Here is a 14,372-nt window from a genome sequence, read left to right as displayed (position 1 = left end):
CAGCCCCTTAGAACTTGGCCCGGACGCCGACGCTGTAGCGTGCGCCGTTCTCGTACAGGCCGATGGGGATGCCGTCGACGGTGTTGGACTTGATGACCTCGTTGTTGATGTTGACCGCGCTGGCATAAAGCGCAATGTTGCGCGTCACGTCCCAGCTGGCCGACGCATCCCACTGGCCGTAGGCGGCGTTGACGACCTGGCCGCCCATCTCGACGTTGCCGTAGCTCTTGGAGCGGTAGTTGTAGGACACGCGCAGCGTGATCGGTCCCCGCTCGTAGTAGCCGCTGAAGTTGAACTGGTCGCGCGAGTTGCCCAGCACCTTCAGGCGCGGCTGGCCCGCCACGGCGCCGGCCTTGGCGTCGGTGAAGGTGTAGTTCACGACGGTGCCGAAGCCGGTGTGGCCGAAGGGCTGCTGCCACTGCAGCTCGACGCCCTTGATGTCGGCGCCGTTGTCGGCGTTGTAGGGGCGTTCCACCGTCAGCGTCTCGCCGCCCACCTGCTCGGACTTGGACGCCTTGTAGGTGAAGGTGTCGAGCTTCTTGATGAAGAAGGTGCCCGAGAGCAGCGCGGCATCGGCGTAGTACCACTCCGCGCCGATCTCGGCCTGGTTGGCGTGCACCGGCTTGAGCAGCGGGTTGCCGGCGTAGCCCTTGGACAGCACGGTGCCGTCGCGGCGCAGGCCGGGGCTGAGCAGGTCGAAGGTCTGGCGGGCCATGGCGCGCGAGACCGCGCCCCGCAGGACCACCTCCTTGCTGAGGTCGTAGACGACGTTGAGGCTGGGCAGCGCGTCGGTGTAGTTGTGATCGACGCTGGTGGGTGAGAAGCCTCCGCCGGCATTGCCGAGATAGCCGTCCGAGGTCTGCTGCGTGCGCACGACGCGCAGGCCGAAGTCGCCGCGGAACCTGGCCACCGAGAAGTCGGCCTTCGCATAGACCGCGCTGATGCGCTCGTGGATCTTGTAGTTCTCGTTGAGCACGTCCGTGTAGGTCATCGCCTTGTCGAACATCGGGATGCCCTTGCCGACGACGAGACCGTCGTCGAACCAGGCGTACTGCCTCAGCGCGTCGGACGTGCCCCCGGCCTGGCTCAGCAGCGGCGACGGGCCGGTGGACAGGTCGGCCAGCGAGAACGACTGCCAGCCCGGCGATCCCGGCCCGGCCGTACCCTGGATGCGGGTGTTCTTCAGCGTGTTGTCGCGGAACTTGGCGCCCACCTTCACCGCCTTGATGACGCTGCCGTCGATGTCGAAGGTGACGTCGCCCTGCGCGTAGTTCTCCTTGGCATCCATGCGGCGGATGCGGTCGTCGCCGGACTTGAGCGTCAGCGCATTCGGATCCAGCGGGTTGATGTCGAGGTACTTCACGCCGTAGTGATCGGGCCCCAGCGAGATCGTCGTGCGCGTGTCGCCTTCCATCCAGAAGTGGCGGTCATGCTTGCTGCCGCCCGAGCTGCTCGTGGTGCCGGCCTGGCCGTGCACCTGCCAGCTGCCGCCCTGATAGGTGCCGTCGAGGTCCGCCACGCGCGACTTGATGTAACTCTCGCGATAGATGGGCTCGAAGGACACGCCGGTCCTGGGCCCGAAGGTGCCGCCGACCAGCGCCTTGCTGCCGTCGGCCACGGTGATGAACTTCGGGTCGACGGCGCTGATGACGCCGCCCACCGCCAGGCCGCCGGCCTGCCAGAGGTAGTTCTGGTTGTTGTTGTTCATCTTCATGTCCGAATCCATCAGGTTCAGCACGAGGTCGGTGGCCGGATTGGGCTGGAACTGCAGCGCGAGGTTGGTCGTCGTGCGCTCGCGCTCCTGGCGGAAGATGGCCGAGCCGCCGCCCCAGGACGCGTAGGCGTTGGTGACCACGCCGTTCTGGTCCTTCACGTCGTACTTGCCGTCGGAGAACTGCTCCAGGCCGTCGCGGCGCATGTGGCGCTTCTGGCTGCTGATGGCCAGCAGCACGCCGAAGGTCTTGTCGTCGTTCTTCCAGTTCAGCAGGCCCGAGAGCTGCGGATCGGTCTTGTCGGGCAGCTTGCTGTACAGGGCCTCGGCGGCGACCTGCACCGTCAATGGGTCCTTGAAGGCCAGCGGCCGGCGCGTCTTGACGATGACGAGGCCGCCGATGGAGCCTTCATCCTGGTCGGCCGACGGGCTCTTGTAGACGTCCAGGCTGCCGACGATCTCGGACGGCAGCACGTCGTAGTTGAAGCTGCGCGTCTGCGGCTCGTTCAGCCACCACTCGGACGAGGCCACGGCCTGGCCGTTGAGCTGCGTCATGTTGAGGTTCTTGTCGGTGCCGCGCACGAAGATGGCCTTGCCCTCCCCCCAGATGCGGTCCACCGAGATGCCGGGCACCCTCTGCAGCGAGTCGGCCACGTTCTTGTCGGGGAACTTGCCCACGTCCTCGGCGCTGATGCTGTCGACGATGTTCTGCGCCTCGCGCTTCTCGGCCAGGTTCTTCTTCAGCGTCGCCCGCACGCCGCGGACCTCGACGGTGTCGAGCTGCTGGTTGGCCTCCTGCGCGGTCGCGGAGCCGAACGCCGCGGCGCCGAGCGCGAGGCCGATGAGCCGGGGCAGCAGCAGCGGCTTGGGCAGCGGCTTCGAGACCGGCTTCGGGAGGGGCTTGCAAAGGGACTTGAAGGGGGGCTTGGCCACGTAGGTGCTCCTGGGCAACGAGTTCGGTGGCCCGCAATCTAGGGGCGATGCCTCCGCCCGGCGCGCCGCGTTGCGCTTTGATGGACTTCATTGCGCCGACGTTACGTTGGCGCAAGACAGGGTCAGGGTGTTATCGGACGCGTACGGCAACGCAGCCCCGGGGGCGCCCGGTCGGAGCACGCCTGGAAGGAATGCGCAACCCGCGCCGGGAATCCCCCGAACGGGCGGTGGGACACCGGCGGACGCGATTGCGGCGAGGCGACGGACAGGTCTAGTATTGATCGCTCCCACCCGGAGATCCGGGCCTTGCGCCCGGGGAACCGGGCGCCCGCCGCGACGCGGCATCGCCACAGGAGCACCCCATGCTTGAACTGATCGGCGCGATTCTCGTGGGCGCTTTCGCGCTCACCTTCGGGGTCCTGTGCGTCGGCCCCATGATGCTGAAGCCCGACGACCTCTGAACGGGTGACGGGAACATGGCTTGCCTGGGCAGGCCATGAAATTCACCGTCCTCACCGTCAATCTCCACAAGGGTTTCGGCTTCTTCAACCGCCGCTTCATCCTGCACGAGCTGCGGGAGGCGGTCCGGGCCGTCTCGGCCGATGTCGTCTTCCTGCAGGAAGTGCTCGGCGAGCACGAACTGCACGCGGCCCGCGTCCCCACCTGGCCGCAGACACCCCACTACGAGTTCCTCGCGGACAGCCTGTGGAGCGACTTCGCCTACGGCCGCAACGCGGTCTATCCGCAGGGTCACCACGGCAACGCGCTGCTGTCCAAGTTCGCGATCACGCGGCACACCAACCACGACGTCTCCATCGAGGGCCCCGAGCGACGCGGCCTGCTGCACAGCGTGCTCCAGCTCGCCGACGGCCGCGAACTGCACGCGATCTGCGTCCATCTGGGCCTGCGCGAATCGCACCGCCAGCGCCAGGTCGAGCGCCTGTGCCAGCTGATCAACAGCCTGCCGCCCGAGGACCCGGTCATCGTCGCGGGCGACTTCAACGACTGGCGCCAGCGCGCGCACCGGATGCTGAGCCGCTGCGCCGGCCTCGCGGAGGTCTTCGTGAAGTCCTACGGCGCCGCGGCGCGCACCTTCCCCGCGCGTTTCCCGCTGCTGGCGCTGGACCGCATCTACGTGCGCGGGGCGTCGGTGCACGATCCGATCGTGCTGCCGCGCCGGCCCTGGTCGCACCTGTCCGACCATGCGCCGCTGGCGGCGGAGATCCGGCTGTGAAGCGCCCCGACTGGAGCGCCGGCAACCGCCTCGAGCTGCTCGAGAACGGCGAAGAGTTCTTCCCCGCCGTCTTCGCCGCGATCGAGGCCGCGAAGCACGAGGTGCTCATCGAGACCTTCATCCTCTTCGAGGACAAGGTCGGGCTGGCCTTGCGCGAGGTCCTCATCGCCGCCGCGAAGCGCGGCGTGCGCGTCGACATGACGGTGGACGGGTTCGGGTCGCCGGAGCTGTCGATGAATTTCGTGAGTGGTCTCATCGACGCGGGCGTGCGGCTGCACGTCTTCGATCCGCCGCCCAAGCTGTCGCGCCGTCTGAAGCCGTTCCGCCGGCTGCACCGCAAGATCGTCGTCGTCGACGGCGAGACGGGCTTCATCGGCGGCATCAATTATTCGGCGGACCACCTGCTCGATTTCGGTCCGGAGGCGAAGCAGGATTACGCGGTGCGCGTCCAGGGGCCGGTCGTGGCGCAGCTCCGTCGCGTGACGGGAGAGATCCTCGCGACCGCGACACCGCAGACGCCCTCCGCCGGACCGACCGCCCAGCGACGCTGGTGGCCAAGCCGCGCGCAGGAACCTCGAAAGAGCAACCCGTCCACCGGAGACACGGCGACTTCGGCCGTCGGCCAGGCCAAGGCGGTCATCGTCACGCGCGACAACCACCGCCACCGCGACGACATCGAGCGCATGTACCGGCTCGCGCTGCACGCGTCGCGGCACGAGGTGATCATCGCCAACGCCTACTTCTTCCCCGGCTTCCTGCTGCTGCGGAGCATGCAGCGCGCAGCGCGCCGCGGCGTGAAGGTCCACCTGATCCTGCAAGGCCAACCCGACATCGCCTGGGCGCGTTGGGCGGCGCAGATGGTCTACGACCAGTTGATGCGCGCCGGCGTCCATATCCACGAGTATTGCGAACGACCGATCCACGCCAAGGTGGCGCTGGTCGACGACCACTGGGCGACGGTGGGTTCCAGCAACCTCGACCCGCTGAGCCTGTCGCTCAACCTTGAGGCCAATGTGATCGTCGAGGACCGCGCGTTCAACCGCGCCTTGCGCGACAAGCTCCTCCCGCTGATGAAGAGCCAGTGCAAGCTGCTCAAGCTCGAACACACCAACGCGCACCGCTGGTGGTGGCGTCTTGGCATGGGCGCTTTCGTCTTCCACGTGATGAGGCATTTCCCGCGCTGGCTGGCGCGATTGCCGCGGCAGACGCAGCCGGTGATGCCGGTCGCCGACACGACGGTGCTCGTCAGCGCCCCGCAGACGCCGGGGGCGGAAGCCTGGCAGTGGCAGCAGGCCGTACAGCGCGTGCGAGATGAGCAAGACGCACTGGACGTGCAGGACGTGCAGGGCGCGCAAGACCCGCAAGGCGCGCGCTGCCTGAGCAAGGAGACCGCCGCGTGAGTGCCACGCCGACGCCGGATGCCGCGGCGCGGCGCCCGGTGCGCTGGCGTTGGAGCCGATGGCTGAGCGGCCTGTTCGCGGTCGCGGTGGTGGGGTTGCTCGCGTGGGCGGCGCGCCAGGTCGATTGGGCGGACGTCGGCGACGCGTTGCGGCAGCTGCCGCCGGGCGTGCTCGTCGGCGGCGCGGCGCTGTGCGCGCTCAGCCATCTGATCTACAGCGGCTACGACCTGATCGGCAAGCACTGGGCGCACCATGCGGTGCCGACGCGGCGGGTGATGCTGATCACGTTCATCAGCTACGCGTTCAACCTCAACCTCGGCTCGCTGGTCGGCGGCGTCGCGATGCGGCTGCGGCTCTACGCGCGCGAAGGCCTGCGACACCCGGTGCCGGCGAAGATCCTCGCGCTGAGCATGGCCTCGAACTGGCTCGGCTACGGGCTGCTGGCGGGCGGGCTCTTCCTCTTCGGATGGCTCGAACCGCCGGCCGAGTGGCGCGTCGGCACCGGCGCGCTGCGCGGGCTGGGCGCGTTGATGTGGGGCGTCGTGGCCGCCTACCTGGCGCTGTGCGCCTTCTCCCCGCGTCGCGAGTTCCGACTGCGCGGCCACGACTTCTTCGTCCCGAGCCTGCGCCTGGCGCTGATGCAGCTGACGATCTCCTCGGCCAACTGGCTGACGATGGGCGCCGTGCTCTGGGTGCTGCTGCAGCAGGGGGTGGACTACGGCCACACCTTGTCCGTGCTGCTGGTCGCCGCGGTGGCGGGCGTCATCGCACATGTGCCCGCGGGCCTGGGCGTGCTGGAAGGCGTGTTCGTCGCGTTCCTCGGTCCGACGCTGGGGCACGGGCAGGTCCTCGCCGCGCTGATCGCGTATCGGGCGCTCTACTACCTCGCCCCGCTGTCGATCGCCGCCGTCGCCTATTTCGTGCTGGAGGCGAAGGCGAGGAAATGACCACCCCGCGCGAGTGCGGGCCTGAGTGCGCGCCAGACAGCCGTGTCGCTGCCCTGTGCTGCACATGCAGGATCGCGACGCCATTCGAGCAGGCACGGCGCGCGATCGCGCTGCATCGACCCAGTCGAAATCGATGACGCGCCATGGCGGGCTGCCGGGATTTGCGTCCTCCGCACGCGTCAGCGCGGGCATCGGCAGCGCGGAGGCCGACTCGGCACATGGCGCGCTACATCTTCGAGGAGATGCAGGCCATCGACACGCTGATGCGGTGCAGCCCGACGCTGTACTCGCGCAAGCAGGCCTTCTATGCGGAGCAGGAGCAGGTGCTCTTCACCCAGCTGTGCGAGGTCTGGCGCCAGCCCTCGCAAGCCGATGTCCAAGCTGCTGCGTGAGACCTTCGAGCGCCTGAAGTCGGAGTTGTAGGACCGCCCTCCCCGGGGCGTCTTACGATCGCGTCCTCCCGTCACCTCCTCACAGGCCAGGCGTCAGCAGCTGGCATGCAGGCAGGCTCACGCGTCCCTCGATCGAGGTCGTGCGACAGTGATTCCTCCCTGCATGCCGGTGGTCCGGCTCGTTCTTGTCGGCGCTTTCCAAGGCGCCGCGCGGGAGATTAACCGATCGGGCACCCGGCTTGCTGAGCCGAGCGCGAGCATCCGCATCGGATGCGCCGCACCGCTCAACAAGGACGTCGCCATGCCCCGCCTTCACTTCCAGGTCGCCGCGCTCAGCGCGCTGCTGTTCACCCTGCCCTTCGTGCATGCCGCCGACGACGCCGGCAAGGGCACGGGCAACGAGCAGCCCAGCAAGGTCAAGACCGCCATCGCCAAGACGATGGGCCGGATCCGGCTCGACGGCGACATGCGCGCCGTGCTGACGGCGCATGAGGGCCTGCGACCCAAGGCGATCGAGAAGCTCGACGTGCCCGCCGCCCGCGCCAACCCGACCGTCACCGACGCCGTCAACGCGCTGCTGCGCCAGAACGGCCGCAGCACCGATCCCGCGCAACTCGTGCCCGGCGTGACCAGCACCGACGGCGCCGTGCAGGGCGGCGCGGGCATGATCCCGGCGCGCTTCTACACGCCGGCCGGCCCGGGCCCCTTCCCCGTCGTCGTCTACTTCCACGGCGGCGGCTGGGTCATCGCCGACAAGCAGGTCTACGACGCCAGCGCGCGTGGCATCGCCAAGCAGGCGCAGGCGATCGTGGTCTCCGTCGACTACCGGCAGGCGCCGGAGAACAAGTTCCCCGCCGCCTGGGACGACGCCCTGGCCGCCTACAAATGGACCATCGCCAACGCGGCCAGCTTCAAGGGCGACATCAGCCGCATCGCGCTCGCGGGCGAAAGCGCCGGGGGGAACCTCGCGCTGGCCACCGCGATCGCCGCGCGGGACGCCAACCTGCAGAAGCCGTCGCACGTGCTCGCCATCTACCCCGTCACGCAGAGCAGCCTGAACACCGAGTCCTACCTCGAGAACGCCGCCGCACAGCCGCTCAACCGCGCGATGGTCGAGTGGTTCATCGACAAGCTGCTCGACAACAAGGAGCAGCTCAAGGATTGGCGTCTGAACCTCGTCGACGCGAAGCTCGCGGGATTGCCGTCGGTGACGCTGATCAGCGCGCGCGTGGATCCGCTGCGCTCGGACAGCGCGAAGATGGAAGAGGCGTTGAAGAAGGCTGACGTGCTCGTCGAGCGCCGCGACTACGAAGGCGTCACCCACGAGTTCTTCGGCATGGCGGCCGTGGTCGAGAAGGCGCGCAATGCGCAGGCCTTCGCGGGGGAACGGCTGCGCAAGGCGTTCGGGAGCTGAGACCGGCCGCGGCGGACGACCGGGTCCTGCGTCAGCCGCCGTTGGGCAGCAGTCCGCTGATCCAGGGCGTGACCAGCTCGCGCAGCAGCACGCCCAGGCCGCCGGCCACCGCGATCACCACCATCGCCAGCGCCAGACGCGCGATCAGGCGCCGGTGGCCGGTCTTCACGATGAACGAGAGGCTGAAGGCCAGGCTGGTCAAGGACGCCAACACCGCGCCGTTGGCGGCGACGTCGAAACCGATCGCACCTTGCGACGCCATGCTGGCGGCCGCAGCCACCGCGCTGGCACTGGAGAGCAGCCCGCCGACCACCGTCACCAGATAGAAGCCGTTCTCGCCGAACTCGCGCTGCATCAGTCGGCCCACCACGTGCAGTGCCAGGAACAGCACGCCGTAGCGCAGCGCCACGGGCAGCGAGAACGGCAGCTCGAGCTTGATGTCGGTGACGTCCTCGGCGCCGGCGCCGTTGCGGCGCGACAGGATGCTCAGCACCACGAAGCCCGCCGCCGCCAGCACCATGAATCCGAAGGCCGCCGCGGCATTGATGAACGCCAGCGGCGTGAGGATCAGCAGCAGCACCGCGTTGCGCATCACCATCGCGGCAACGGCCACCAGCACCGCGCGGTAGGCGCCTTCGGCGAAGCGGCCGGCCGTCTCGCGCACGCGGGTCGCCATCTCCACCACCGTGAAGTTGCTGTTGACCAGACCGCCGAAGAATGCGGACAGCTCCGCGCCCTTCGAGCCGTAGAGCTTCCACAGGATGTAGTTCACGAAGCCAATGCTGGCGATCAGGATCACCGTCACCCAGGCCGCACGCGGCTCGATCAGATGCCAGGGTCCGATAGGCCCCGCCGGCAGCGCGGGGTAGATCACGATGGCCAGGATGGCGAGCAGCAGCGCGGAGCGCACCTCGCCCTCGGTCAGGCCCATCGACAGACCGGAGAGGCGCTCCTTCCATGCGAGCAGCGCGGTCGTGCTGACCATCACCGCCGCCGGAGTCACGGTATGCCCGAGGCCGCACAGGATGCCCGCCATGCAGGTCACCAGCATGGCCGCCGAGGTGGTGAGTTCCGGGCCGTGGCCACCGCGCATCGTGTGGACATTGAGCGGCACCGCCAACCCGGCGGCGAGCAGCAGGCTCAGCAGCGCGTAGTGCTCGCCGAGCGAGCCGCCGAGCGCGCCCAGCAGCGCGATGAAGCCGAAGGTCCGCAGCCCCGCCTCCTTGCCGCGCCGCTCTCGCTCGAGACCCAGCAGCAGGCCCAGGGACAGGGCCAGCGCCAGGCGGATCAGGATCTCGAGATAAGGCCACTCCGCATTGGGCAGTGGCGTCGACGTCGGGAGCACGGGAGTCATCCGACCCAGGGTACCGCAAGGCGGCCGTGCGACTCAAGCGCCCGCCTCCATCGGGAGGGTCGCGCTCGGGATGGCCGCGCCGGACCGTCGGTGTGGAAGGCCCCCCGGCCCTTCAAGCACCGACGGCCGGCGGGCGCTCCTACACCGCCCAGCGCAACATCGGCGCGGCGACGGAAAGTGGTGCCGGTTCGTGAGCGGCTTCAGGCTCACGACCGGGCGTGCTCAGCACGCGGTCGAGCAGTCGCTGCTCCAGCGACGCGAAGGTCGCATCGCGGCGACGCGGACGCGGCAGGTCGATGCGCAGGTTCAGCGCGAGCTGGCCGTCCTCGATCAGCAGCACGCGGTCCGCGAGCGCGACCGCCTCGGCCACGTCGTGCGTCACCAGCAGCGCGGTGAAGCGATGGTGCGTCCACAGCGACTCGATGAGCCGCTGCATCTCGATGCGGGTCAGCGCGTCCAGCGCGCCGAGCGGCTCGTCGAGCAGCAGCAGCTTGGGCGCGTGGACCAGCGCGCGCGCCAGCGCCACGCGTTGCCGCTGACCGCCGGACAGGCGCGCGGGCCACTCGCCGGCGCGGTCCGCAAGCCCGACCTGCGCCAGCGCCTGTCGCGCCCGCTCGCGCGCATCGTGCCCCTTCAAGCCCAGCGCGACGTTGTCCAGCACCCGCGCCCACGGCAGCAGTCGCGCGTCCTGGAACATGAAGCGCGTGTCCTCGGACGCGCCCGCTGCCAGCGCGCCGACGCTCGGCGTCTCCAGTCCGGCGAGCAGGCGCAGCAACGTGCTCTTGCCACAGCCGCTGCGGCCGATGATGGCGACAAACTCGCCGGGCGTGATGTTCAGGTCGATGCCGTGCAAGACCTGGCGCTCGCCGAAGGCCTTGCCCAGGCCGTCGAGCTTCACGGCCTGGCCACTTACCTGGCCGTTCACCTTCCCGTTCACCGTCCCGTTCGCTGGTCCATCCGGCTGTGCATGCGCGGGACCTGTCGCGACGGCCTCGCGTTGCACGGTCGTCGCGCGCGGCGACGCCGCGGCAGGCAGCGCCGCGGGCTGCGAATCCTGCCATTCGGTCAGGACGTCGATCTCGGTCACGCTCATCATGTCTTGCCCGTCATGTCTGATACCCCGGATGCCAACGCAGCCACGCCCGTTCCAGCGCCTGCGCCGCGACGTCGGCGAGCTTGCCCAGCAACGCGTAGATCAGGATGCCGACCAGCACCACGTCCGTCTGCAGGAACTCGCGCGCATTCATCGTCATGTAGCCGATGCCGCTCTGCGCCGAGATGGTCTCGGCCACGATCAGCAGCACCCACATCAGGCCCAGCGAGAAACGCAGCCCCACCAGGATCGACGCCACCGCGCCCGGCAGGATCACCTGGCGGTACAGCGACCAGCCGCTGAGGCCGTAGGAGCGCGCCATCTCGATCAGGTCGCGGTCCACGCCGCGGATGCCGTGGAAGGTGTTCAGGTAGACCGGGAAGAACACGCCCAGCGCGACCAGGAACAGCTTGGCCGTCTCGTCGATCCCGAACCACAGGATCACCAGCGGGATCAGCGCCAGCGGCGGGATGTTGCGCAGCATCTGCAGCGTCGTGTCGAGCGCGGTCTCGGCCCAGCGCTGCGACCCCGTCAGCAGGCCCAGCAGCAGCCCGAGCCCGCCGCCGATCGTGAAGCCGATGAAGGCGCGTCCGGTGCTCACCGCGAGATGCCGCCAGAGCTCGCCCGACAACGCCAGCTCCCACGCGGCCTTGGCCACCGCCGACGGCGCCGGCAGCACGCGCGTCGACAGCCAGCCGGCCTGCGCGCTCAACTGCCACAGCGCGAGCACCGCCAGCGGCACCAGCCAGGGCACCAGGCCCTTGAACACGCCCGCGCCGCGGCCCGGACGTCGCTGGACCCGGGACTGGGCCCGAGACTGAACCCCGGACTGGGCCTGGGGTTGGGACTCGGCCTGGATCGCGACGGCGCTCATCTCAGCTCGCCGCGGCCAGCTTGGCCGGACCGGGCACGAAGTTGTTGGCGACGATCTCGCCGAACGGGCCGGTCAGCTTGGGCGCGCTGAGCTTCTCGCGCACGTCCAGCGGCAGCAGCGGGAACACGAGCTCGGCGAAGCGGTAGGCCTCTTCCAGATGCGGATAGCCGCTGAGCACGAAGTACTCGAGGCCCAGGGCCGCGTACTCCTGGATGCGATGGGCGACCTGCTGCGGATTGCCGACCAGCGCCGTGCCCGCGCCCCCGCGCACCAGGCCCACGCCGGCCCACAGGTTGGGCGAGATCTCCAATCCGGCGCGGATGTCGTTCCTGTCGAAGCGGCCGCCGTGCAGCTCCGCCATGCGGCGCTGGCCGACCGAGTCCATCGACGCGAACTTGGCCTGCGCCGCGGCGATCACGTCCTCGTCCAGATGCTTGACCAGGTCGCCGGCGGCGGCCCACGCCTCCTCCTCGGTCTCGCGCACGATGACGTGGAGGCGGATGCCGTACTCGAGCTGTCGGCCCTTCGCTTCCGCCGCCGCGCGCACCTCGCCGATCTTCTCGGCGACGGCCTGCGGCGGCTCGCCCCAGGTCAGGTAGGTGTCGACCTGCTCGGCCGCGAGGTCGATCGCCGGCCCCGACGAGCCGCCGAAGAACACCGGCGGGTACGGCGTGTTGATCGGCGGGTACAGCAGCTTGCCGCCCTTGACGCGCAGTTGCTCGCCGTCGAAGTCGATGGCCTCGCCCTCATGGCTGGCGCGCAGCACGTCGCGCCACACGGTCAGGAATTCAGTCGACAGCGCGTAGCGCTCCTCATGCGGCAGGAACAGGCCGTCGCCGGCCAGCTCATCGGGGTCACCGCCGGTGACCAGGTTCACCAGCAGGCGTCCACCGGACAGGCGATCGAGCGTCGCCGCCATGCGCGCCGATTGCACCGGCTGCACCAGCCCGGGCCGCAGCGCGACGAGGAACTTGAGCCGCCGCGTCGCGTCGATGAGACTGGCCGCGACGATCCAGCTGTCCTCGCAGCTGCGGCCGGTGGGCAGCAGCACGCCTTCGTAGCCGAGGCTGTCGGCCGCGATGGCGATCTGGCGGTAGTAGTCGAAGTCCGCGACGCGGGCGCCCTTGGAGGTGCCGAGGTAGCGCGAATCGCCGTGGGTGGGGATGAACCAGAGGATCTTCATGGGGGGAAGCTCGTGTGAGGAGCCGCGACGTCGCGGCGGTGGGCTGGCGGCGGCGCTTACTTGGCGGCGGTGGTGACCGACTTCGGCAGCGCGTCGGCGATGCGGATCGCCTTGGGGATCAGCTTCAGCGCATGGAAGGCGTCGGCGATCTTCTGCTGCTCGGCGGCGATGGCCGGCGTGATCGGCTGGATGCCGTAGGCGAAGCGTGCGGCGGCGACTTCCGTCGTCGCGAGGTCGAGTCCGATCTGCGGCGCGAGCAGCGCGGCGACGGCGGCGCTGTTGTTCTCGGACCAGCGGTCGAGCTTGGCGAGTTCCTCGATGATCGCCTGCACGACCTGCGGATACTTCTCCGCATAGCCGCGCTCGGCCAGGTAGAACTGGTGGTTGGCGACGACGCCCTTGCCGTCGGCCACGACGCGCGCGCCGAGCTGGCGTTCCGCCGCGGCCAGGAACGGATCCCAGATCACCCAGGCGTCGACGGCGCCGCGCTCGAACGCGGCGCGCGCATCGGCCGGCGGCAAGTAGACGACGGTGATGTCGGTGTACTTCAGGCCCTGCTTCTCCAGCAGCTTGACCAGCAGGTAATGGACGTTGGAGCCCTTGTTCAGGACGACCTTCTTGCCCTTGAGGTCGGCGAGCGTCCGGATCGGCGAGTCCTTCGGCACGATCAGCGCTTCCGCCGTCGGCGCGGGCGGCTGGTTGGCGACGTAGACCAGGTCCGCGCCGGCGGCCTGCGCGAAGATCGGCGGCGCCTCTCCGACGGTGCCGAAGTCGATGGAGCCGACGTTCAGGCCTTCCAGCAGCTGCGGGCCGGCGGGGAACTCGGTCCACTTCACGGCGATGCCCTGCGCGCTCAAGCGCTTGTCCAGGTCGCCCTTGGCCTTCAGCACGGTGAGCGTGCCGTACTTCTGGAAGCCGATGCGGACTTCCGTCGGCTTGGCCGCCGTCTGCGCGCTGGCGACGCCGGCGAACAGGCTGAGCGAGGTGGTCAGCGCGGCCGCGAAGGCCAGTGCGCCGCGGCGGTCGAGGAAGAACGGCATGGTGGTGGTCCTGGAATGAGAGGAATCGGAGAAGTCAGCGACATGGGCGCAGGGTCGGTGGGCACCTTGCGCGGGGCGTTCACAGCGTCGGGGGCATTCAGAGCACCAACGCGGGACGCGAGACCGGCGCGGCGGGCTGCGCCGCCGGCACGCGGTCCAGCACCTGCGACGCCCCGGCGAGCAGGCGGCGGGCGATGTCGTCGTTGATGCGGTATTCGCCGGCGGCGTCCTTGGCGATCTGCGCGTCGCAGGCGTAGACGCCGTCGACATGGGAGCGCGCGCCCAGCGCGGACAGCACCGGCAGCAGGCCGTAGTCCAGGGCCAGCAGGTGCGCCATGCTCCCGCCGGTGGCCAGCGTCCACACGCTCTTGCCCGCCAGTCCGTCCTGCGGCAGCAGGTCGAGGAAGACCTTCAGCAGTCCGCTGTAGGCGGCCTTGTAGATGGGCGTCGCGAGCACGACGACACGCGCCTGGGCGACGGCAGCCAGCGCGGCACGGAGCTCGACGTCGTCGAAGTCGGCATGCAGCAGCGGCTGGGCCGGCAGGTCGCGGATCCGCAGCGTGCGGGTCGAGAGGCCGTGATGGTGAAGCCGCTCCGCGGCGGCGCCGAGCAAGGCGCTGGAACGCGACTTCAGGCTGGGGCTCGCGGCGATGAGCAGAACGGGCGAGCCTGGAAAGTCGTTGGCCAGGGCTGCGGTCGGGGCGGTGGCGGAGGCGGTCATGGCGGGGGGAGGAAGCAGGAACCGCCTCATTCTGCGAACCGTCCCTTCCTGGCCGAACGAAGGAGATCGTCGATGC

12 protein-coding genes are annotated in these 14,372 nt (G+C 69.4%); 5 read left to right on the top strand and 7 right to left on the bottom strand.

Annotation, left to right across the window (positions count from 1 at the left end; translation table 11 throughout):
• Positions 1-7: 7 nt before the first annotated feature.
• Positions 8-2,644, bottom strand: coding sequence for a TonB-dependent receptor (locus tag AC07O8_RS19000; protein WP_495049524.1), 2,637 nt, complete (start codon positions 2,642-2,644; stop codon positions 8-10).
• Between the two features lie 496 nt (positions 2,645-3,140).
• On the opposite strand from AC07O8_RS19000, the gene AC07O8_RS18995 reads away from it, so the two are divergent.
• The 5 genes from AC07O8_RS18995 (at position 3,141) to AC07O8_RS18975 (ending at position 8,031) form a co-directional block, all read left to right on the top strand.
• Complete coding sequence (locus AC07O8_RS18995; protein WP_495049523.1) at positions 3,141-3,878, top strand: endonuclease/exonuclease/phosphatase family protein; 738 nt, start codon at positions 3,141-3,143, stop codon at positions 3,876-3,878.
• A complete protein-coding gene (clsB, locus tag AC07O8_RS18990; RefSeq protein WP_495049522.1) occupies positions 3,875-5,278 on the top strand; it encodes a cardiolipin synthase ClsB in 1,404 nt (467 codons plus the stop codon). Before AC07O8_RS18995 ends, clsB begins: the two co-directional genes overlap by 4 nt.
• Positions 5,275-6,225 carry a lysylphosphatidylglycerol synthase domain-containing protein gene (locus tag AC07O8_RS18985; RefSeq protein WP_495049521.1) on the top strand — a complete coding sequence of 317 codons (951 nt, stop codon included), beginning with the start codon at positions 5,275-5,277 and terminating at the stop codon, positions 6,223-6,225. The genes clsB and AC07O8_RS18985 overlap by 4 nt, the downstream gene beginning before the upstream one ends.
• Before the next feature lie 218 nt (positions 6,226-6,443).
• Positions 6,444-6,617, top strand: a complete 174-nt coding sequence (locus AC07O8_RS18980; protein ID WP_495049520.1) for a hypothetical protein — start codon at positions 6,444-6,446, stop codon at positions 6,615-6,617.
• Between the two features lie 301 nt (positions 6,618-6,918).
• On the top strand, positions 6,919-8,031 hold the full coding sequence (locus tag AC07O8_RS18975) for an alpha/beta hydrolase (protein WP_495049519.1): 1,113 nt from the start codon (positions 6,919-6,921) through the stop codon (positions 8,029-8,031).
• A 31-nt stretch (positions 8,032-8,062) separates the two neighbouring features.
• Here the strand turns inward: AC07O8_RS18975 and AC07O8_RS18970 are convergent, their stop codons facing one another.
• The 6 genes from AC07O8_RS18970 to ssuE form a co-directional block, all read right to left on the bottom strand.
• A complete protein-coding gene (locus AC07O8_RS18970; protein ID WP_495049518.1) occupies positions 8,063-9,385 on the bottom strand; it encodes an MgtC/SapB family protein in 1,323 nt (440 codons plus the stop codon).
• Positions 9,386-9,524: 139 nt separating this feature from the next.
• Positions 9,525-10,481 carry an ATP-binding cassette domain-containing protein gene (locus AC07O8_RS18965; protein ID WP_495049517.1) on the bottom strand — a complete coding sequence of 319 codons (957 nt, stop codon included), beginning with the start codon at positions 10,479-10,481 and terminating at the stop codon, positions 9,525-9,527.
• A 10-nt stretch (positions 10,482-10,491) separates the two neighbouring features.
• On the bottom strand, positions 10,492-11,352 hold the full coding sequence (ssuC, locus tag AC07O8_RS18960) for an aliphatic sulfonate ABC transporter permease SsuC (RefSeq protein ID WP_495049516.1): 861 nt from the start codon (positions 11,350-11,352) through the stop codon (positions 10,492-10,494).
• Between the two features lies 1 nt (position 11,353).
• Entirely contained in the window at positions 11,354-12,535 is a 1,182-nt protein-coding gene (ssuD, locus tag AC07O8_RS18955; RefSeq protein WP_495049515.1) for an FMNH2-dependent alkanesulfonate monooxygenase, read from the bottom strand.
• A 56-nt stretch (positions 12,536-12,591) separates the two neighbouring features.
• Entirely contained in the window at positions 12,592-13,575 is a 984-nt protein-coding gene (locus tag AC07O8_RS18950) for a sulfonate ABC transporter substrate-binding protein (RefSeq protein ID WP_495049514.1), read from the bottom strand.
• Positions 13,576-13,672: 97 nt separating this feature from the next.
• Positions 13,673-14,296 carry an NADPH-dependent FMN reductase gene (ssuE, locus tag AC07O8_RS18945; RefSeq protein WP_495049513.1) on the bottom strand — a complete coding sequence of 208 codons (624 nt, stop codon included), beginning with the start codon at positions 14,294-14,296 and terminating at the stop codon, positions 13,673-13,675.
• Between the last annotated feature and the right edge of the window lie 76 nt (positions 14,297-14,372).

The organism is Roseateles sp. GW821-FHT09G09 (assembly GCF_059415965.1).
The sequence above is the reverse complement of the archived record's forward strand: the minus strand, read 5'-3'. Positions and strand labels throughout refer to the sequence as shown.